Origin of the sequence: Lysobacter sp. TAB13 (assembly GCF_052113885.1) — a bacterium.
GTDB classification, from domain to species: domain Bacteria; phylum Pseudomonadota; class Gammaproteobacteria; order Xanthomonadales; family Xanthomonadaceae; genus Lysobacter; species Lysobacter gummosus.
In genome coordinates this window covers 52382-73163 of sequence record NZ_JBFRDR010000017.1, presented here as the reverse complement: position 1 = coordinate 73163, position 20782 = coordinate 52382, and the positions used below count along the sequence as shown (strand labels likewise).

The 20782-nt window shown below is 67.5% G+C and carries 18 protein-coding genes; 7 read left to right on the top strand and 11 right to left on the bottom strand.

Features of this window, described 5'->3' with window-relative positions; translation table 11 throughout:
* Positions 1-48: 48 nt before the first annotated feature.
* The gene (locus tag AB4Y92_RS18685; RefSeq protein ID WP_441821025.1) at positions 49-1017 is read left to right on the top strand and encodes an XVIPCD domain-containing protein; all 969 of its coding nucleotides are present in this window, start codon (positions 49-51) and stop codon (positions 1015-1017) included.
* A 107-nt stretch (positions 1018-1124) separates the two neighbouring features.
* Here the strand turns inward: AB4Y92_RS18685 and metK are convergent, their stop codons facing one another.
* Positions 1125-2348 carry a methionine adenosyltransferase gene (gene metK / locus AB4Y92_RS18680; RefSeq protein WP_441821024.1) on the bottom strand — a complete coding sequence of 408 codons (1224 nt, stop codon included), beginning with the start codon at positions 2346-2348 and terminating at the stop codon, positions 1125-1127.
* 340 nt (positions 2349-2688) lie between these two features.
* On the opposite strand from metK, the gene AB4Y92_RS18675 reads away from it, so the two are divergent.
* A complete protein-coding gene (locus AB4Y92_RS18675) occupies positions 2689-4431 on the top strand; it encodes a lysophospholipid acyltransferase family protein (RefSeq protein ID WP_441821055.1) in 1743 nt (580 codons plus the stop codon).
* Positions 4432-4455: 24 nt separating this feature from the next.
* Positions 4456-5286 (top strand): UDP-2,3-diacylglucosamine diphosphatase, encoded by an 831-nt coding sequence (locus tag AB4Y92_RS18670; protein ID WP_441821023.1) that lies wholly within the window; start codon positions 4456-4458, stop codon positions 5284-5286.
* Positions 5287-5700: 414 nt separating this feature from the next.
* Here the strand turns inward: AB4Y92_RS18670 and AB4Y92_RS18665 are convergent, their stop codons facing one another.
* Positions 5701-6402 (bottom strand): aspartate/glutamate racemase family protein, encoded by a 702-nt coding sequence (locus AB4Y92_RS18665; protein ID WP_441821022.1) that lies wholly within the window; start codon positions 6400-6402, stop codon positions 5701-5703.
* Between the two features lie 36 nt (positions 6403-6438).
* Between AB4Y92_RS18665 and AB4Y92_RS18660 the strand changes: the two genes are divergently transcribed.
* From AB4Y92_RS18660 to AB4Y92_RS18650, 3 genes are all read left to right on the top strand, one after another.
* Positions 6439-6636 (top strand): hypothetical protein, encoded by a 198-nt coding sequence (locus AB4Y92_RS18660; protein WP_441821021.1) that lies wholly within the window; start codon positions 6439-6441, stop codon positions 6634-6636.
* Positions 6624-7715 carry a metal-dependent hydrolase gene (locus AB4Y92_RS18655; RefSeq protein ID WP_441821020.1) on the top strand — a complete coding sequence of 364 codons (1092 nt, stop codon included), beginning with the start codon at positions 6624-6626 and terminating at the stop codon, positions 7713-7715. The genes AB4Y92_RS18660 and AB4Y92_RS18655 overlap by 13 nt, the downstream gene beginning before the upstream one ends.
* A gap of 196 nt (positions 7716-7911) precedes the next feature.
* Complete coding sequence (locus tag AB4Y92_RS18650) at positions 7912-8400, top strand: PEGA domain-containing protein (RefSeq protein ID WP_441821019.1); 489 nt, start codon at positions 7912-7914, stop codon at positions 8398-8400.
* A gap of 30 nt (positions 8401-8430) precedes the next feature.
* Here AB4Y92_RS18650 and dusB read toward each other — a convergent pair whose 3' ends face one another.
* From dusB to AB4Y92_RS18605, 9 genes are all read right to left on the bottom strand, one after another.
* Positions 8431-9429, bottom strand: a complete 999-nt coding sequence (dusB, locus tag AB4Y92_RS18645; RefSeq protein ID WP_441821018.1) for a tRNA dihydrouridine synthase DusB — start codon at positions 9427-9429, stop codon at positions 8431-8433.
* A 160-nt stretch (positions 9430-9589) separates the two neighbouring features.
* Positions 9590-9928, bottom strand: coding sequence for a YegP family protein (locus tag AB4Y92_RS18640; RefSeq protein ID WP_441821017.1), 339 nt, complete (start codon positions 9926-9928; stop codon positions 9590-9592).
* A gap of 212 nt (positions 9929-10140) precedes the next feature.
* The gene (locus AB4Y92_RS18635; RefSeq protein ID WP_441821016.1) at positions 10141-11250 is read right to left on the bottom strand and encodes a PepSY-associated TM helix domain-containing protein; all 1110 of its coding nucleotides are present in this window, start codon (positions 11248-11250) and stop codon (positions 10141-10143) included.
* Between the two features lie 30 nt (positions 11251-11280).
* The gene (locus AB4Y92_RS18630; protein ID WP_441821015.1) at positions 11281-13401 is read right to left on the bottom strand and encodes a TonB-dependent receptor; all 2121 of its coding nucleotides are present in this window, start codon (positions 13399-13401) and stop codon (positions 11281-11283) included.
* A gap of 352 nt (positions 13402-13753) precedes the next feature.
* Entirely contained in the window at positions 13754-14731 is a 978-nt protein-coding gene (locus AB4Y92_RS18625; RefSeq protein ID WP_441821014.1) for a ribokinase, read from the bottom strand.
* Between the two features lie 6 nt (positions 14732-14737).
* Complete coding sequence (locus AB4Y92_RS18620) at positions 14738-16036, bottom strand: NupC/NupG family nucleoside CNT transporter (RefSeq protein WP_441821013.1); 1299 nt, start codon at positions 16034-16036, stop codon at positions 14738-14740.
* A 214-nt stretch (positions 16037-16250) separates the two neighbouring features.
* Entirely contained in the window at positions 16251-17390 is a 1140-nt protein-coding gene (locus AB4Y92_RS18615; protein WP_057941841.1) for a GGDEF domain-containing protein, read from the bottom strand.
* Positions 17391-17527: 137 nt separating this feature from the next.
* The gene (locus tag AB4Y92_RS18610; RefSeq protein ID WP_441821012.1) at positions 17528-18118 is read right to left on the bottom strand and encodes a TMEM165/GDT1 family protein; all 591 of its coding nucleotides are present in this window, start codon (positions 18116-18118) and stop codon (positions 17528-17530) included.
* A 404-nt stretch (positions 18119-18522) separates the two neighbouring features.
* Positions 18523-19458 carry a hypothetical protein gene (locus AB4Y92_RS18605; protein ID WP_441821011.1) on the bottom strand — a complete coding sequence of 312 codons (936 nt, stop codon included), beginning with the start codon at positions 19456-19458 and terminating at the stop codon, positions 18523-18525.
* A 76-nt stretch (positions 19459-19534) separates the two neighbouring features.
* Between AB4Y92_RS18605 and AB4Y92_RS18600 the strand changes: the two genes are divergently transcribed.
* Positions 19535-20506, top strand: coding sequence for a potassium channel beta subunit family protein (locus AB4Y92_RS18600; protein WP_441821010.1), 972 nt, complete (start codon positions 19535-19537; stop codon positions 20504-20506).
* The last annotated feature ends 276 nt before the right edge of the window (positions 20507-20782 follow it).

Below are 20782 nucleotides of genomic sequence, written 5' to 3'. Positions count from 1 at the left end.
TACAGGCGCGATCGCGTTGCGAATTCCACTTCAACACGCGAGGGTAGGATGACCAACAAGGTCAAGGTCGGCATAGACGAATGGTTGGCGGGCGATGCGGGTCGGGTCAGCCTGATGACCGATGGTTTGAGCGGTTGCGTCGCGGTGGCGCTGGCGGGCAACGGCAAGGTCGCGCTGTCGCACGTGTCTTCGGAGTGCAACAGCGAAGAGCAATGGGCGAAGTACAAGCCCAAGCTCGACAGCGCGCTGGAGGCCTCGGGCCTGGGCACCTTGAGCGGACAGTCGGCGGTGCTGGTCTGCAATCAGGGCGGCGATGCCACCGGCTCGTCGGCGTTCTTGCCCGGCAAGCTCAAGACCTGGCTCGAGAGCAAGGGCATGAACGTGGAGATTCGCCAGGACAGCGGTTGCTCCATCGCCGCGACCGGTTGCGGCCTGAAGAAGAACGCGAACGGCGACGACTACCGCTACGGATATCAGAACTCGATGACGCCGGGCGTGGAGTTGTCGCACGACGGTCGTCTGGTCAAGCCCATCCCGGCCGGCGAAAAGCACCCATTGCCGGTGGATCTCGCCTACCGTGGCACCTCTCTGGACGCCGCGCCTACCGCGGAGCGGGCCGCGCATCCGCAGCATGCGTTGTACGAGCAGATATTCAGCAAGATTCCGCCCGGGCGGGTCAACGAAGAAAGCGCGGAAGACCTGAAGTATTCCGAACACGCCCGCAACCTGGCCGCGGCGCTGACGGTGGAATGCGTGCGCAAGGGGATCGGCTCGGTGGATAGCCTGGCGTTTTCGGGCGAAGGAAACTACACCCGGGCCTTCGCCGTCAACGGCAGCGCCGAGCGGCCCGAGTTGATGCGCCAGGTCAGCGTCGATCTGAACGCCACCATGGACAAATCGATGGCCGCGCTGAGCGGCGAAGCCTCCCGGCTGCATAACGAACGGGTACAGCAAGCCGCGCAGACGCCGACGCTCACACCGACGGTGGAGGTGGCGACGTCGAGCAAGACGATGTAGGCGGAGCGAACGCTGTCGGGCGGGCGCGGCATTGCACCGCGCGCCCCGCAAAAGAAAACGGAGCGCCGAAGCGCTCCGTTTTCGTCGATCGGGCCGGGCCGGGCGGCTTACTTCTTCAGCCCGGCATCCTTGCGCAGCTCGTCGGCCTTGTCGGTCTTTTCCCACGAGAACGCGGTCGCGGTGTGCTTCTTGCCGGCGCCGTCGACGTAGCTGACTTCCTTCGGCTTGCGGCCGAAGTGGCCGTAGGCGGCGGTCAGCTGGTACACCGGGTGGATCAGGTCGAGCATCTTCACGATGCCGTACGGACGCAGGTCGAAGTGCTTGCGGATCAGCTTCTCGATCTTGTCGTCGCTGATCTTGCCGGTGCCGAAGGTGGTGACCGAGATCGAGGTCGGCTCGGCCACGCCGATGGCGTAGGAGACCTGCACTTCGCACTTGTCGGCCAGACCCGCGGCGACGATGTTCTTGGCCACGTAGCGCGCGGCGTAAGCGGCCGAACGATCGACCTTGGACGGATCCTTGCCCGAGAACGCGCCGCCGCCGTGACGGGCCATGCCGCCGTAGCTGTCGACGATGATCTTGCGGCCGGTCAGGCCGCAGTCGCCCACCGGGCCGCCGATCACGAAGATGCCGGTTGGGTTGATGTGCACCTTGCTCTTGGGCAGCTTGTCCAGCCACGCCTTGGGCAGCACCGGCTTGAGGATGTGCTCGTACACGCCCTCGACCAGATCCTTCTGCTTGATGCCCGGATCGTGCTGGGTGGACAGGACCACCGCGTCGAGGCCGGCGACCTTGTGCTCGGCGTCGTAGCGCAGGGTGACCTGCGACTTCGCGTCCGGACGCAGCCACGGCAGCTTGGAGTTCTTCTGCTTGCGGACCTTGGCCTGCTGCTCGACCAGACGGTGCGAGTAGTAGATCGGCGCCGGCATGTATTCCGGCGCTTCGTTGCAGGCGTAGCCGAACATCAGGCCCTGGTCGCCCGCGCCTTGTTCTTCCGGCTTCTTGCGGTCCACGCCCGCGGCGATGTCCGGCGACTGCTTGCCGAGCATGTTGATGATCGCGCAGGTGTGGCCGTCGAAGCCGACGTTGGAATTGTTGTAGCCGATCTCGTTGATGACCTTGCGGGCCAGGCCTTCGATATCGACCCAGGCGCTGGTGGTCACTTCGCCGGCGACGATGGCCGCGCCGGTCTTGACCAAGGTTTCGCAGGCCACGCGCGCGCGCTTGTCCTGAGCCAGGATGGCGTCGAGGACGGCGTCGGAAATCTGGTCGGCGATCTTGTCCGGATGGCCTTCGGATACGGACTCGGAAGTGAACAGGTAGCTGGACATCGGTCGAATATCCTTCGATTCGGATAAAAAGATGGCCGCCAATGATACAGGCTCGGCCGGGAGCGCGCATTGTGCCGTGCCTTGGGGTTGTCCGGGCGTTAAGCGGTCCCTGAACGCCTGACCGGATTGGGCCTTTGGGGGGAGGCTAGATGCGGTGGCGCATGGGAAGCTGTCCGGGCATGCCAGGAAGGCGCGTCGATTGGCGTTTTTTTGTCCTTCCAGGCGGCTTTGTTCAGGCCGGGTCAGGGCTGTCATGGGACTGACCCGAAACCGCCATGTGGCTGTCGCCGCGCCCGCTCAGGCTGCGCGGCATACCGCCGCCCTTGATGCGACGACACCGATGCTGCACTTCGAACGCCGACTGGAAGAACGCTTCCCCCAATGGTTCCGTGGTCGCCGGGCCGTGCTGACCCGACCCTTGATCCGGACCATCGGGCGTTGGTCGAAATTCGACCACATCGACCAATTCCTGGCCGAGACCACCCACCTCAAGGATTTCGCCTTCGTCACCGCGTCGCTGGACTTCGTCCAGGCGCGTTACCTGGTGGAACCGGCCGAGCTGCAGCGCATTCCGCGCAGCGGCCGGCTGCTGATCGTGGCCAACCATCCCTCCGGCGCGGTCGATGCGCTGGCCCTGCTCGACGCGGTCGGGCAGGTGCGCCGCGACGTCAAGATCGTCGCCAACGATCTGCTGCTGGCGCTGGACGGGCTGCAGGGCCTGCTGCTGCCGGTGCGCATCCTCGGCGGCCGGCCCAGCGCCGAGAGCCTGCACGCCATCGAGGCGGCGCTCAACGAAGAACAATGCGTGATCGTGTTCCCGGCCGGCGAAGTCGCCCGCCTGGGCCTGCGCGGGGTCACCGACGGGCGCTGGCAGCGCGGCTTCCTGCGCTTCGCCCGCCGCACCGACGCGCCGGTGCTGCCGGTGCGGATCGAGGCGCGTAATTCGGCGCTGTTCTACGGCGCCTCGGCCCTGTTCAAGCCGGTCGGCACGGCCTTGCTGGCGCGCGAGATGTTCGCCCGCCGCGCGCGCCGCATCGCCCTGCGCATCGGCCGTCCGCTGCATCTGCCGGCCGACGGCAACCCCAACCAACTGCTGCGCGAGGTGCGCTCGGAGCTGCATGCGATCGGCACGCCGCGCGAACGCGCCGCGCCGGTCGGGCCCGAGCCGCTGATCGACCCGGTCGATCCGGTCCAGGTCCGCGCTGGCGTGGAGGCCATGGAATCGCTGGGCCAGACCACCGACGGCAAGCAGATCCGGGTCGGCACCCTGCGCCCGGGCGCGCCGCTGCTGCGCGAGATCGGCCGCCTGCGCGAGCTGACCTTCCGCGCGGTCGGCGAGGGCACCGGCCAGCGCCTGGACGTGGACATCTACGACAGCTGGTACGAGCACATCGTGCTGTGGGACGAGGCCGAGCAGAAGATCGCCGGCGCCTACCGCATCGCCCGCGGCAGCCGCGTGCTGGCCGAGCGCGGCCTGGCCGGGCTCTACACCGCGTCCTTGTTCCGCTACGCCGACGACGCGGTGCCGCGCCTGGCCCAGGGCATGGAACTGGGCCGCAGCTTCGTCGCGCCGGAGTACTGGAACAGCCGCAGCATCGATTATCTGTGGCAGGGCATCGGCGCCTATCTGCTGCGCAACCAGGGCGTGCGCTATCTGTTCGGGCCGGTATCGATCAGCGCCGCGCTGCCGCCGGACGCGCGCGAGCAGATCGTCGCCTACTACGCGCGTTATTACGGCAATCTGGATTCGGAAGCGTTCTCCAAGCAGCCGTTCGTGTATCGCGCCGCGCCGCCGAAGTTCGACGAACTCGACGCCGCCACCGCGTTCCGCGTGCTCAAGAACAATCTCGATGCGCTCGGCACCAGCGTGCCGATGCTCTACAAGCAGTACACCGACCTGTGCGAACCCGGCGGTGCGCGCTTCCTCGCCTTCGGCGTGGATCCGGCGTTCAGCGACGCGGTCGATGGCCTGATCGAAGTGGACCTGCAATTGCTGCGCCCGAAGAAGCGCGAGCGCTACCTCAGCGCCGCCTCGCAGCGCGCCGAAGCCAACGCGCAATCGGACGCCGCCGTAGACACCTGACCCCGCCGCCAACGAGAACGTGTCATGAGTCCTGCCTCGATCACTCAGTTACCGGTACGTCGTCGAGCAGTATTCGTTTCTGATGTGCATTTGGGGTCCAAGCATTGCCACGCCGCGGAGTTTGCTGATTTTCTGCAGAATCTGCGTTGCGATCGCTTGTACTTGGTCGGCGACATCGTCGATCTGTGGTGGATGGCGCAGCGGCGCGCGGCCTGGGGCGCGGCGCAGTACCGGGTGGTCGAGGCGCTGCACGCACTGGTCCGCGCCGGCACCGAGCTGATCTACGTCCCGGGCAACCACGACCGCTCGGTGCGCCGCTTCTGCGGCCTGGTGCTGCCGCGCATGCAGGTGCGCCGGCGCGCGATCCACCTCACCGCCGACGGCCGCCGCCTGCTGGTCACCCACGGCGACGACTACGACACCGTGACCCAGTTCGGCGGCATGCAGGAGAAGTTCGGCGACTGGCTGTACGACCGCATCCTCACCAGCAACCAGCTGACCAACCGGGTGCGCCGCCGTTTCGGCCTGCGCTATTGGTCGCTGGCCGATTTCCTGAAACGCCAGAGCGGAGCGGCCGAGCGCTACATCTCGCGTTTCGTCCAGGCCGGCTTGAGCGATGCGAAGCAGCGCGGCCTGGACGGCATCGTCTGCGGCCATATTCACCGCGCGGCGCTGTTCGAACGCGATGGGTGCGTGTATGCCAACGATGGCGATTGGGTCGAAAGCCTGACGGCGCTGGCGGAAGATCCCGATGGCACCTTGCGCCTGCTGGCGCATACCGGCGAGACCTTGGCGATGCTGCCGGCGCGGCCGCTGCGGATGGTGGCGGCGGCGGAGTTGCCGCATGCGGCTTGAGTGGGTTGGCTGGAAGTCGTTGCGGCTGAGCTAAGCAGGACCTGGACGTCTTCAAGTCTTCAGCGCCATGCCTCCAGACCGTCATTCCCGCGAAGGCGGGAATCCAGAGACTTCAGCGCCATCCCTCAAGAACGTCATTCCCGCGAAGGCGGGAATCCAGAGACTTCAGCGCCATCCCTCAAGAACGTCATTCCCGCGAAGGCGGGAATCCAGTGCCTTTCGTGCGAGAACGCCTGAAGTCGCTGGATTCCCGCCTTCGCGGGAATGACGACCTGGGGAGGGCCGCGGTTTTCTGGACGACATGAAACTCAGGCGAGGCGCCGCACCGCTTCGCACCACTCCACATCGCATCGCGTCGAACCGCATCGAACCGCACCGCACCGATCAGTCCCCTGCAACCACCCCGCACCCCACTCAACCGCCCGCAATCGCCCGCCGCAACGCCGCCCTGGCCAACAACCGCGTCGAATCCAGCGTAGGCAGCGACGAATTCGCATCGTCGATGATCAACGGAATCTCGGTGCACCCAAGCACCACCGCATCGCAGCCCTGCGCCTTAAGCCCATCGATCACCTGCTGGAAGTAAGCCACCGTCTCCGGCTTGAACTCGCCGTACACCAGCTCGTCCATGATCAGCCGCCCGATCCGCTCGCGCTGCTCCGCCGGCGGGCGCACGAATTCCAGACCGCGCGCGCCGAGCTTGTCCGGATACACCGCGCTGTCGACCAGCCACTGCGTGCCGGTGAGGCCGATGCGGCGAAACCCGCGCTCCACCGCCGCCTGCGCCACCACTTCGGCGATATGCAGCCACGGCAACGGCGAGCGCGGCAACACGTAGTCCATGGCCTGATGAATGGTGTTGTCCGGGCAGATCAGAAACTGCGCGCCGGCCGCGGCCAGCTTGCGCGCCGAAGACAGCATCAACTCGCCGACGCCGTCGATATCGCCGCGATCCAGGCACACCACGTAGTCGGCCAGCGAATGCGTATGCAGCGCGATCTGCGGATGTGCATGCGGCCCGAGCAGGCGTGCGCCTTCGCTGCAGATGGTCCGATAGCACAAGGCGGCGCCTTCGGCCGAACAGGCGACGATGCCGATGGAAGCGGGGTCGGACATGGGGGCTCCTGAAAGAGGGAACGTGGACTCGCGTGCATGGTCATTTTGCCGAAATCCCGCCTGGGAGGCGGCGCAAGCCGCGACCGCGGGGTCTCGTTTACCTCGCCGTGGCGATGCGGCCGCATCGGCACGCGCCGTTCCGATACGAAGGAAATAGAGGCAATCGCGGCGGAAAACGAAAAACAAACGCCCGTTTCGATCCGCCCCGGTAGCATTCGCGGATGGATTCACTGACCCAGATCGTGCTCGGCGCCGCGCTGAGCGCCGCCATCGCCCCTGCCGGACATCGCCGCGCGGCCCTGCTCGCGGGGGCGGCGCTGGGCACCTTGCCCGATCTCGACATCATCCCCGTCAACCTGCTGACCGACGATCCGGTCGCGCGCATGACCTGGCATCGCAGCCTCAGCCATTCGCTGCTGGTGCTGCCGTTCGTGGCCTGGGCGATCTGGGGCTGGTGCCGCGCGCGCGGCGGCCGTGTCGCGCAATCGCCGACGCGCTGGTTCTGGGCGATGCAGGCGGCGCTGCTGACGCATCCGGTGCTCGACGCGTTCACCGTTTACGGCACCCAGTTGCTGTGGCCGTTGCCGCTCAAGCCGGTGATGTGGTCGAGCATCTTCACCATCGATCCGCTGTACACGGTGTGGTTGCTGATCGCCTGCATCTGGGCCTGGTTCGCGCGCGAGCGCCGCTCGGCGCAACCGGCGCTGGTGCTCGGGCTGGCCTTGAGTTCGCTGTACATGGGCGGTTCGCTGTGGGCCAAGCACCGGGTCGAACACGACGCCGAACAGGCGCTGGCCAAACTGGGCCTGGAGAACGCGCCGCGTTTCTCCACGCCGATGCCGTTCAACACCTTGTTGTGGCGGGTGGTGGCGATGACGCCGGGCGGTTTCGTCGAAGGCGAGCGTTCGCTGGTGGCCGATCGCGGGCCGATGCAGTTCCGCGTCTATGCCTCCGACGCGCCGGCCTACAGCCAGGTCAGCGGTTATCCCGCCGTGCACCGGCTGCAATGGTTCAACCACGGCTTCATGAAGGCTGAGGAACGCGGCGGGCGCCTGCTGCTCAGCGATCTGCGCATGGGCGCGGAACCCGACTACAGCTTCCGCTTCGCGGTGGCCGAGCGCGACGGCGAATCCTGGCGCGAGATCGAGCCGGAGCAATTGCAGTGGCCGTGGGAAGCGGCGGACAAGCTGCCGGCGATGTGGACGCGGATCTGGAACGAGCCGGCGGTTGCCGCCGATACCGCCGTGGACGCGCATCGGCTACAGCACGCGACCGCGATGCGCGCGCCGGCCCACAGCGATGCCTTGAAGTGATCTGAGCCGCCTCGTTCAGCCGATCGGGCCGGGAACGGCCCGCATGTGTCCGCCTCGCGGCTCGTGCTATCGGCGGGGATTCAAAATTGCATAATCCGACCGCGGCGGCATTGCGCGCGCAAACAGGCTATGGCCTGATGCCTGCGCAGCGGCGGGCCGTCGCGGCAACGCACGCCAGAGACTTCCGAGGTACACCATGCATCACCTTCTGCACCGGCTCGCGCTGGCCGCGGTCCTGGCCGCGGCGCTGGCCGGCGGCGGCTGCGCGACCTTCGCGCGCGGCTCCACCCAGGCCCTGACCATCGACAGCCTGCCGGGCGGGGCGACCGTGTCGCTGTCCAACGGCGAGCGCTGTTCGACGCCGTGCACGCTCAAACTCAAGCGCAAGCATCCGGTGGCGGTGGAACTGTGCAAGCCGGGCTACCGTCAGGCGACGGCGCAGGTGCGCAGCGAAGTGGGCAGCGGCGGCGCGGCCGGGCTGGCCGGCAATCTGCTGATCGGCGGATTGGTCGGCGCCGGTGTGGACGCGGCCACCGGCGCGACCAAGGATCTGAATCCGAACGTGGTCGCCGTGCTGTTGCTCGAAGAGGCGCCCGGCTGCAGGGTGCCGCAGTTCCCGGCCGTGCCCGAGCACGGACAGACGCCGGACGAATACGCCAAAGAGAAGAACAAGCACAAGAAATAAGCGGGCGCGCCCCAGGCCACCGCTCGCAGTTCAGGCCGCGGCCGACAGCTCCGGCGTCACCCCGGCGACCAGCGCGTCAAAGTAATCGCGCGTCAATCGCAGTTGCAACTCCGCCGAATCGGCGCGATTGACCACCGCGCGGAATGCGGCGTTTTCGGGGCGATCCTTCGCGTACCAGCCCAGGTGCTTGCGCGCGATGCGCACACCCGACAGTTCGCCGTAGAAAGCATGCAGATGCTGCAGATGGCCCAACAGGATGTCGCGCACCTCGCTCAGCGACGGCGGCGGCAGCTCTTCGCCGTGGGCGAGAAAATGCGCGATCTCGCGGAAAATCCACGGTCGACCTTGCGCCGCGCGCCCGACCATGACCGCATCGCAACCGGTCTGGGCGAGCACGAAGGCGGCCTTGCGCGGGCCGTCCACATCGCCGTTGGCGATCACCGGAATCGACAGCTGCGCCTTGATCGCGGCGATGGTGTCGTACTCGGCGGTGCCGGTGTATTGCTGGTCGCGGGTGCGGCCGTGCACCGCCAGCGCCTGGATGCCGGCGTCCTGGGCGATGCGGGCGATGAGGGGCGCGTTGCGCTGGTCGTGATCCCAGCCGGTGCGGATCTTCACAGTGACCGGAACTTCGACCGCCTTGACCACCGCTTCCAGGATGCGCGCGACCAGGCCTTCGTCGCGCATCAGCGCCGAACCGGCCCAGGCGTTGCAGACTTTCTTGGCCGGGCAGCCCATGTTGATGTCGATGATCTGCGCGCCGTGATCGACGTTGTAGCGCGCCGCGTCGGCCATGATCTGCGGCACCGTGCCGGCGATCTGCACGCTGACCGGGTCGGGCTCGCCGTCGTGGTCCATGCGGTGGCGCGACTTGGCCGTGCTCCAGAAGCGCGGATCGCTGGTGGTCATCTCCGACACGCACAGCCCGGCGCCCAGGTGCTTGCACAGCACCCGGAACGGCTTGTCGGTGACCCCGGCCATGGGCGCGAGGATCACGCGCGGGGCGAGGGAATAGGGGCCGATGCGCATGGCGGCATTGTAAGCCACGCCGCGGCGGGCGGTTTTCGGGCGAAAGCGGGCCCGGCCCGGGTTTTTATTCGCCCGGGTATTCAGACGTCGATCGGAGCGCGGAGCCCCGAGGTATCGGAGGGCGCGACCGCGGAACCCGTCCGCGGCCGCGCCGGCGAACTCAACCGCCGCTCTTGTCTTCGACGGTAGCGCTCGGACCGTTCAGCTTCACCGATGCGATGCCGCCGTCGCGCGCCGCTTCGCTGTTGTACATCTCGCTGGTGCCGATGACCTGATGGTTGGCGGCCTTAAGCACGAAGTAGGGCTTCTGGTTCGTTGAGGTCTTGCGCTCATAGCGCGCGTCGTTCGGGCTGTTGGTGCGCACCGACTCGATGCCGTTCTCGCACGAGGCGTGGGTCGTGTAGCTCTCGCTGCTCAGAATGGTCTCGCCGTTGCCGGCCTTGAGCACAAAATGGAATTGCCCGTTGCTTTGCTTGCTGATGACGTACTTGCCGGCCATATTCGTTCCCTCGTTGAACCGCGTTTAGCGGAGATGTGACTTCCGGTTACACGTGGAGAGAACGTATTCGTGAACCCGGACCGGCCTGCCGGGAATGTCGCGCCGACGAACGGGAAGGGGAGGCGGCCGCGGCGGGGCTTCGGCGCGGACACCTTCTTATATGATCGCCGGAATCGCGCCTGGAGCACCGGAGCTCAAGCTCCTCGCGGCGATCAGCGCCCGCGGCGGCGGCGCCAGAACAAGAACCCGGTGATCAGCAGGAACGCCGGCAGCAACCCGGTCAGCGCGACCAACGTCTGCCACGCGCGGCCGCCGACGAAGCCGCCGTGCAGCGGATAGATCGCATCGAAGCTGCGCGCGCCGCGATCAAGCGCGGTGGCGTCCAGCGTGCCGATCACATCGCCGCGATACGGGTCGATCCAGATCATGCTGCGTCCGACCGGATGCCATTCGCCGACCGCGCGCGCGCGCAGCGCGATCAGGCCGCTGCCGGGTTTGGGCAGGCTGATGCGGCGCAACTGCGCTCCGGGCAGGCCGGCGCGCTTTGCTGTCGCCGCTTCGGCCGCGCGCAGCACGCCGCCCCAATCGATCGGAGCGTCGCGCGCGGCGAGTTTCGGCGGCTTGGGCGGCGCTTTGCGGTCGCCGAAGGCGGTGCTGAGCGCGCCGCGGGCGACATCGTCGTAGATCATCGACACGCCGGTCAGCACCGCGAGCAAGGTCAACGGCAGCAGCCACAGGCCGATGCCGCGATGCCAGCTGAACCAGCGTCGCGTCGGCGGCCCGCGATACCACTTCAGGCTCGCCGCCAGCGCCGACCAGCGCGGCCACCACAGATACAGGCCGCTGAGCAGCATGAACAAAGCGATGATGCCGACCACACCGAGCACCGCCTCGCCGGTCTTGCCCGACAACAGATGGATGTGCAGATCGCGCAGCCACAGGACCAGATCGTTGTCGGTGTTGCGGGTCAGCAGCAACTCGCCGCTGGCCGGATCGAAATAGCGGCGTTCGTTATCCGGAAAATAGCCTTGCCAGACCGGAAACTGCGGCGAGGGCAGATCCAGCGAGCTCATGCCCTGCGTTTGCCATTGGCCGACGATGCGGGCCAGCGCGCGGCTGCGTTGTTCCGGCGTGGTCGCGGCGTCGCGCTGCAATTGCGGGTACGCCCACAGCGCCAGCTCGCGCTGGAACGCCAGCACGGTGCCGGCCAGCGCGACGATCGCGAACACCGTGCCGGCGCTGAGCCCCAGCCACAGATGCAGCCATTTCAAGGCCGAGCGCAGGCGCGGCTTGGGTCGTTGCGATGCCTGGCTCGTGCTCATGCTGGGCGATGGGTTCGTCGTGTGGGCGATTTAGAAGCGATGCGACCAGCTCGCGCTCAACACCCGGCCGCGGCCGGCGACATAGGTGTCGTTGCGCGGCGTGCTCTGCGAGTAATAGGTCACGTATTGCTGGTCAAACAGATTTTCCACGCCCACGCTCAACTGGCCCAGCGGCAGCTTGAAGCGCGCCTGCAGGTCCACGGTGGTGTAGCCGTCGGTGCTGGCCACGCGCACGCCCTTGAGGTCGAAATCGCGATCCAGCGCGCGGCTGCCTTGCAGGCGGGTGGAGACGGTGTCGCTCCAGGTCTGGTCCCAGAACGCGGTGATGCGGTCGGGGCTGATGTTGATGCCCGGCAGATCGCTGTCGACGCGGTCGTCGCCGTCGCTGTCGTAGCGGCCGTTGGCTTGCGCGTAACCCAGGCCGACACGGCCGGCATCGGAGAACCGGAACGCGACATTGCCTTCGATGCCGCGGATTTCGGTGCGTTCGCGCACGACAAAATAGCTCTGGGTGTTGCGGTCGAAAGCCAGACGCGAACCCAGGTCGGAATCCGACCAGTACCCGGCCAGATGCGCGAGCCAGCGGCCGTTGTCGAAATCCACACCGATTTCGCGGTTGTCCGACACCACCGGCGACAGATCCACCAGCTTGTCCACGCTCTGGTTCGGCGTGGTGATGCCGCGCAGCACGCGGCCGATGTCGGCCACCGTGTAGCCTTCCGAGTACGAGGCGTAGAACTTCAACGCATCGGTGGCTTCGAACACGATGCCGTAATTGGGCAGAGTTTCGCGGGTCTTGGGCGAGCCGCCGCGGACGAAGCGGCTGCCGCCGGCGTTGGCCGGAATGGTGGTGAAATCGGCGACTTCCAGCGTACCGCGCTCATGCCGCACGCCGCCGGTCAGCATGACTTTGTCGCTGATCCACCACTCGGCCTGGACGAACGGCGACCAGGATTCGTACTGCGTCTGCGGCACCCACTTAAGCTTGGCGACGACCAGTTCCTGATAGGTCTTGTCGCGGTTCCAGTCCAGGCCCAGGGTCACGCGCAGGCGCTGGTCGAACAGATTGTCGCGCGACCAGCTGAACTTGCCGCCGGTCTTTTCCGAGACGTTCTGCGATTGGTCCCACCAGTGCAGGTCGCGGCCGTCGCGCCAGAAATCTTCCCAATCGGTGGCGCCGTACAGGCCCTTGAAATCCACCCAGAACAACTGCGCGTTGAAGAAACCGCCGCCCAGCGCTTTGTCGGTGTAGTCCAGCACCAGCGAGGTCGAGCGGTTGCGCGCGCCCTGGCCTTCGCGGCTGCCGCGCGCGGACGTCGCCAGCCGGCCGGTGCGGATGTCGCCGTTGACGGTGATGTAGTCGTTGTTGCCCTTGAGCTCGTAGCGATTGGCGGTGAGCTGCAGGCGGCGGCGATCGTCGATGTCCCAACCGGCCTTGGCGAACAGATTATTGCTGCGCGCGTCCATCAGGTCGCCCTGAATGTCGTTGACCGCGATGGCATGGCCGCGGCCGTCGTAGTACAGGCCTTCGCTGGCGTAAGAGACGCCGCCGACGAAATCGAACGCGCCCTTGCGGGTGCCGAACAGATACGACGCGCGATAACCGGCGCTGTCGCTGCGGTTGGGCAGCGCGGTGCTGGCGCCGATGGTTACGTCCTGGAAGGTTTCGCCGTCCTTGCGCGGCGCGCGCTTGGTGATGATGTTGATGATGCCGCCCGACGCGCCCAGGCCCTGCAGCGCGTTGGCGCCGTGGATGACTTCGATGCGTTCGATCATGGCCGGATCGACGGTATGGCCGTCGCGACCGCCTTCGCGCAGCGGCGTGGATTGCGGCACGCCGTCCACCAGGTACAGCGGCTTGCGCCCGCGCAGGGTTTCGCCGCCGTTGGTGAGCTTCTGCCGCGAGGGCGAGAACGACGGGATCAGGTTGGCCAGCACCTGCGAGATGTCCTGGGTGACCGACAACTGCTGCTTGAGCTGCTCCTGGTCGATCACGGTGATCGTATTGGCCAGCGCCGCCTCCGAATTGGGGGTGCGGCTGGTGCTGGCCGAGACGGTGACGCGATCGATGTCCTTGGCCTCATCGGCATGGGCGATGGGCGCGGCAAGGACGGCCAGCAGGGCGCTGGCGAGAAGCTGGGGGCGGGGCATGGGGAGGCGGGCCTGAAAACTGCGACAGGGTTGGCATGCTAATGCGAACCATTCTCAATTTAAAGGGCGGCCGGATAGGCGGTGGGGTTGGAGCGTGGTCCCGGGGCGGGGTGGAGCAGGGCTGGAGCGGTGTTTTCGCCGGTCGGCGAGGGTGTGGGGGCGGCGCGATCGGAGCGAAAGGCATCGGGGCTAAAGCCCCTCCCACAAAAGACTTCGGGGCGAAGCCTCTCCCACCAACGACTTCGGGGCTGAAGCCTTTTCCACAAGAGGCTTCGAAGCTGGCGAGGTCTTTTGTGGGAGGGCCTTCAGGCCCGATGCTTTTGTCTCAGAAGCGGTGAAAGCGACACCGAACTCAGCCGAACCGCGCCTTCAACTCGGCATCGCGCGGCATCGCCGCCGCCGCGCCCGCGCGTTCGGTGGACAGACCGGCATACCGGTTGGCATAGGCGACATGCTCCGCGAACGCGGCATCGCCGCCGCGCGCCAGCGACGCGGCCAGCGCGCCGTTGAAGGCATCGCCCGCGCCGGTGGTATCGACTGCGCGCACCGCCGCGGCCGCGACCCGATAGCAGGCCTGCGTATCGCCGCGCAGCACGCCGTCGGCATGCGAAACGAAGCAACCGGACTTGCCCAGAGTGATGACGACACTGCCTTGCGCCAGCAACCGCCGGCAATGCGCATGCAGGTCGGCGTCGGCCAAACCTGCCAACGTATCCGGGTCCAGCCGCGTATCCGCACGCCGCTGCAACTGCGCGCAGAACTCGGTTTCGTTCGGGGTGATCACATCGGCCAGCGCCCACAGCGCGGTGCTGGCGACGGCGTCGGCCGGCGCCGGATTGAGCACGGTCAACGCGCCCGCGGCGCGCGCCAGCGCGAATGCGGCTTCGGCCGATTCCACCGGCGTTTCCAGTTGGGTCAGCACCACCCGTGCCCGCGCCAACGCCTCGCCGTGTTCGCCGACGAAGGCCGGCGAGAGTTCGGCATTGGCGCCCGGGCCGATCACGATGGTGTTGCGGCCGTCGGCATCGACGTAGATGCCGGCGGTGCCGGTGGGCTCGTCGCTGCGCAGATCGCGCAGGTCGATGCCGTCGCCGGCGGCGAGTGCGCGCGCGAGTTGGCCGCCGGCGTCCTCGCCGAGCGCGCAGACGAAACTGGTCGCCGCGCCCGCGCGTGCCGCCGCGGTGGCCTGATTGAAGCCCTTGCCGCCGGGTCCGGTGTGATAACGCCCGGCCAGGGTTTCGCCCGGACGCGGCAGCGCGGACAGCGCCCACACGTGATCGACATTGAACGAGCCGACGACGACGACGCGGCCGGAATGCAGGTCGCTCATGCGAACTTATCCGGCGAAGTGAGTGAGTACACCGGCGATGGTCGCGGTCATGAAGGTCGCGATCGAACCGCCCAGCACGGCGCGCAAACCGAACCGCGCCAGATCCTGGCGACGTTCCGGAGCCAGCCCGCCGATGCCGCCGATCTGGATCGCGATCGAACTGAAATTGGCGAAGCCGCACAGCGCGTAGGTCGCGATCAAACGGCCTTCGTCGCTGAGCGAAGCGCCGGCGACCTTGCCGTTCACGATATCGGCCAGATGGGTGTAGGCGACGAATTCGTTGAGCACGACCTTCTCGCCGATCAATCCGCCGACCAGCGTCGCGTCCTGCCACGGCGTGCCGATCACCCAGGCGATCGGTGCCAGCAGGTAGCCGAGCAGGGTGGACAGGTCGGTGGGCTTGCCGATCGCGGCGGCCAGGCCGGTCTGCTCGCCGACCCAGGTCAGCGGCGCGTTGACCAGCGCGATCAGGGCGATGAAGGCCAGCAGCATCGCGCCGATGTTCAGCGCCAAGCGCAAACCGTCGCCGGCGCCGGCGGCGGCCGCGTCGATGATGTTGGCGGTGTTCTTTTCGACTTCCATCTTGACCGTGCCGCGGGTCAGCGGCTCGCCGGTCTCGGGCACGAGGATCTTCGCGATCACCAGCGTCGCCGGCGCGGCCATGATCGAAGCGGCCAGCAGATGCTTGGCGTAGAACGCCTGCGAGTCGGGATCGCCGGCGCCGAGCATGCCGACATAAGCCGCGAGCACGCCGCCGGCGATGTGGGCCATGCCGCCGATCATCATCGTGATCAGCTCGGATTCGGTCATTTTCGGAATGTAGGGGCGCACGGTCAGCGGCGCCTCGGTCTGGCCGATGAAGACGCTGGCGCAGACGCTGGTAGTTTCCGCGCCGGACACCCGCATGACCTTGGTGATCGCCCAGGCCATGCCGCGCACCACCGCCTGCATCACGCCCAGGTGGTAGAGCACGCCCATCAGGGCCGAGAAGAAGATGATCGTCGGCAGCACCTGGAAGGCGAAGATGAAGCCGAACTGCTTCACGTCCATCAGGCTGCCGAAGATGAAGCCCGAGCCCTTGCCGACGAATTCCAGCACGTGCACGAAGCCCTTGCCGATCGCGTCGAACACGTCCTTGCCGCCCGGCACCAGCAACACCACGGCGGCGAAGCAGATCTGCAGGGTGATGCCGGTGGCGACCAGCTTCCAATCGACCGAGCGGCGCTGGACCGAGAACAACCACGCAATGCCTACGAGCACCGCCAAACCGAACAGGCCGAAGGCCACGCGCGAAATCGAATCCACTCCACTCTCCCCGGCGCCGGGGCACCGGCGGCTTTTTGACGTCTAATTAGTCGGCGCAGACTAGAGGCTGGCCGCCCCAGCGGCAAGCCGCGGCGCAGCGCGCGGCCTCAAGCGTTGCGCGGAAAAGACGCTGGAGGCGGTTTTTGTATGGAGCCGGACGGCGGATCGGCGGGCGGCGGGAGAGACGAAAGGCCCGATTGCGGGCCCGGATCGTTCAGATATCCCGCGCCACCACCCGGTTGCGCCCGGACTGCTTGGCCCGCTGCAGGCGCAGGTCGGCGCGGCGCAGCAGCCGCGACAGGTCGCCGCCTTCCTGCGGAAAGGTCACAAGCCCGGCGCTGAAGCTCAGCCACAGCGGCTCGGCGCCACGGCCGGGCTCGAACGGGCGCTCGGCGACGGTGCGGCGGATCGCATCGACCTCCTCGAAGGCGGTGCCCAGCGGTTTGCGCATCACCAGCAGGAATTCGCCGCCGCTCAGCCGCACCAGCCATTCGCTGGGCTCGGACTGCTCGCGCAGCACCGCGACCAGATGGCGCAGGCTGCGGTCGCCGAGGCGGTGGCCGTAGTCGTCGTTGATGCGCTTGAAGTGGTCCAGATCGATCAGGGCCAGGGTCAGGCTGCCGCCGTCGCGGCGCACGGTGTCGAACAGGCGCGGGATGCGGTGGGTCAGCCAGGTCCGGTTCGGCAGCCGGGTCAGGCCGTCGGTGCCGGACATCTCGATCAGCCGCTGCATGCGGTAGACCACCATCGAGGTCGCCACCGTCATCATCGCCAGCAGCACCAGGCGCTGGGTCTGGGTGCCCAGGGTCACCGCGCCGTAGTCGCTGGACATCAGGTCTTCGGGCGAGCCGGCCACGGCGAACACCCACACCACCAGCAGGCCGTATTCGACCAGCGCCAGCACGCCGGCGAACAAGGTCACCCGGCCGTCGCTGCGCAGCGCGGTCATCAGGATCGCGAGCAGATAGCCGCACCACACGATCAGGCTGTTGAGCCCGGCCGGCAGGTGCTGCACCGCCAGCGCCGCCAGCACCAGCGTGGTCGCCGACACGTCGAAGGCGGCGGTGGAGAAGGGCAGCCAGCGGTAGCGGCGCTGGCGCCGCGCCAGCGCCAGCCACAACTGCGAGAACACGTTGACGAAGATCGCCCCGCCCAGGCCGATCATGGTTTCCTTGACGCTGCCGCCGCCGATCGCGTTGAACAACGGCAACAGCAGCAGCATCGCCGCCAGCACGGCGCGCAGGCGCGCGACCAGCAGTTCGCCGCCGGCGCCGATCTCCAGCATGATTTCATCCGGCCGCGACAACAGCGCCACGATCACGCCGCGTATTCGACCGCCCACGCCTTGGTACATCCCGGTTCCCGTCCCTGCGGCATGCCGCCGCGACGCGAGCATAGCGCGACAGCGCGGCCGGCTAGCGCTCCAATTCTCACCCAAGGCGCAGGAATACGACGCCGGTCGCCGATGGCGGCGACCGGCGCGAGCCGCGATCAGCCGATCCCGCGCACCGCTGCCCACAGCGCCAGCGCCGCGAACACCGCCGCGGCGACGTAGCGCGCGGTCTTCAGCGGCAGGCGGTCGGCGAAGCGGCTGCCGAGCAGGGCCACCGGCACGTTGGCCAGCAGCATGCCGACGGTGGTGCCGAAGATCACTGCCCACAGCGGCTCGTAGCGGGTCGCCAGCAGTACGGTCGCGACCTGGGTCTTGTCGCCGATCTCGGCGAAGAAGAACGCGATGGTGGTGGCGATGAAGGCGCCGCGCGCGGAGAACTGCGCGTCTTTCTCATCGAGCTGATCGGGCTTGAGCGTCCACAGCGCGACCGCGAAGAAGCTCGCCGCGACCACCCAGCGCAGCACTTCGGGTTTGAGCCAGTGCGCGACCAGCGTGCCGAACCAGGCGGCCAGCGCGTGGTTGAGCAAGGTCGCCAGCAGGATGCCGGCGATGATCGGCAGGGGTTTGCGGAAGCGCGCGGCCAGCAGCAAGGCCAGCAACTGGGTCTTGTCGCCGATTTCGGCGAGCGCGACGGTACCGGTGGAAACAGCGCTGGTGACGGCCCAGGCCGGAAGGAAGGACAGATCCATGACAACTCCGGGGTCGGGCATTCGCGTGGACGCGAAGGCGGACGCCGCGCGGCCCGACCCGGGTTTCGCGCAACGCCTGCCTTCGGTCTTGCCCGTGGTCGCTGGCGAGGATCATGGTTCCGGCGCTGGGCCTGGAATCGCGATCGCTCGCTGGCTGCCGCTCATGCGCCATGGCCGGTGGGCCAAGTGTGTTGACGCATGTCCCCGCGAAACGGGCCGGTGTATCGGGCCGGCGCGCGGGTGGGCTACTCCCCGGAGGAGGAAAGTGCGGGGAGATTGTAGCGGATCGGCCGGCGAACGCGGCAAATGAGAAGCTTTCGCCGTTGCCCGCAAAACGCCGCCCGGCCGGCGCGCGTCGGCGCTTCAAAGAGCGGCGCGGCCCCTGCGCGCGGCGCCCGGCCGGTTCATTGCGAACACGGCGGCGCTTCGGTGCCTTCGTCGGCATACAGCGACGCGAAGCCCGCCGGCATCACCCGCGGCATCTTGTCTATCGGCGGCTTCACCGTCGGGAAGTAGTCGCGCTGCCACTGCGAAGCCAGCGCGGTCGCCGCCGGTTCCAGGCTGGCGTAGCGCGATTCCGGGCGATCGGCGGGCTTGCCGGCCAGACGGCTGATCAACAACCGCATCGCCCGCGCCTTGGTCGGATCGTTGGCGATCATGCCGGTCAGCGGCGAGGAATCGTCGCTGTAGGCGACCATCAGATCGAACACCGAGGGCAGATAACCGGCCTCGAACGAGAGCTGCATCATGTTGCCGGCCTCGGCGCGCCAGCGGTCGAATTCGGGCGTGCTCATGTGCGAGTAGTCGATCAACACCGAATCGCCGCGGGCGTAGCGGTACATCGCTTCGGGCTCGCCGGCCAGCGCGGCCTGGCGCAGATAGTGATTGCCTTGTTTCCACGAATCGGCCGGAGCGTTGCGGCATTCGGCGAGGATGCGGCGCGCGCGGTTCTCCAGCTTGGTCATGTAGCCGCGCTGGTCCGGCGGCAGGTCGGGGCGCGCGTTTTCTTCCGCCGCGGCCAGCATCTGCTCGGCCGCCGAGGTGTCGGTGCAGCGCAACAGTTCCATGCCGAGCTGGCACGAGGCGCGGCTGTCGCCGGCGTCGGCGCGGTTCTTGATCTCGGCCAACTGCGGATTGCGGTAGTCGTCGCGGATCGGCTCGATCTTGCCCGTCGCGTCGGCTTGCGCCGCCGGCAAGGCCGGTGACGGCTGTGGTGTTTGCGCATCGGCGACGACCGGCGCGGCGGCGGCGGGCGCGCGCGAACGCCACAGCTGCCAGCTCAGCAATGCGACGGCGATCGCGATCAGGCTCACGATCAGGCCACGGGTGTTCGAGCTCATTGCCGCCTACCGCCCTTCGTGTCGCCGATCATCGGCGTAGCATGCCCGCAATCAACGGTTCGATTGGAGCGTTCGCATGCAATACCGCCGATTGGGTTCATCCGGCCTCCAGATTTCGGCGCTGTCGTTCGGCGCCTGGGTCACCTTCGGCGCGCAGATCGGCCGCGATACCGCGCGCGAACTGATCGCCGCCGCGTGGGATCACGGCATCAACTTCTTCGACAACGCCGAGGGTTACGCCAACGGCGAGGCCGAGCGGGTGATGGGCGAGGCGATCGCCGATCTGCGCCTGCCGCGCGATGGTTACTGCGTGTCGAGCAAGGTCTTCTTCGGCGCTCACGAAGAACCGCGTCCTACCCAGAAGGGACTTTCGCGCAAGCACGTCAGCGAAGCCTGCCACGATGCCCTGCGCCGGCTGCGTGTCGATCATCTCGATCTGTACTTCTGCCATCGCCCGGACCCGGATACGCCGGTGGAAGAAACCGTGTGGGCGATGGACGCGCTGATCCGCCAGGGCAAGGTGCTGTACTGGGGCACCTCGGAATGGCCGGCGTCGTTGATCCGCGAGGCGCACAAGATCGCGCGCATCCATCACCTGCACGCGCCGACGATGGAGCAGCCGCAGTACAACCTGCTGCATCGCGAGCGGGTCGAACTGGAATACGCGCCGCTCTACGCCGAGTTGGGGCTGGGCACGACGATCTGGTCGCCGCTGGCCTCGGGCCTGCTGACCGGTAAGCACAACGGCGGTTTCGCCGGCGACAGCCGGCTGGGCCAGTCGGACAAGGAATGGCTGCGGCGGATCGCGGTCGGCAGTCCGGAGCAGCGGCGGTTCGAGCGGGTCGCCGCTTTCGCCGCGGTCGCGGGCGAGCTCGGGGTGGCGCCGGCGCCGCTGGCGATCGCCTGGTGCCTGCGCAATCCGCATGTGTCGAGCGTGATTCTCGGCGCCAGCCGGACTGAGCAGTTGCTGCAGAACCTGGAGGCGCTGGAGTTGGCGGAGCGGGTGGATGAGGGTGGGTGGCAGCGGGTGGAGGCGGCTGTGGGGTGAGGGGCGGTCGGTTGGGCCTGCCTGGAGGGTCGGGCTTGGGTGGCTGAGTTGGCGGGGGTTTAGGGGCGGGGACTGGCTGCGGGGGCGCAGCGCCTGCTCTTCGCCGCTTGAATTGGACTTTGCTGTTTTGGCGGTTGATCACAAATCCCCGCGTTTGCGTGTTGACTGGCAAATGAGAATCATTATCATCATTCGGGAGCCCACCCCCGAACGAGTCACCGCCATGTCTCTGCGCAACCCCGTGCTGCAGCTCAAGCCCCGTACTGATCGTTCCCT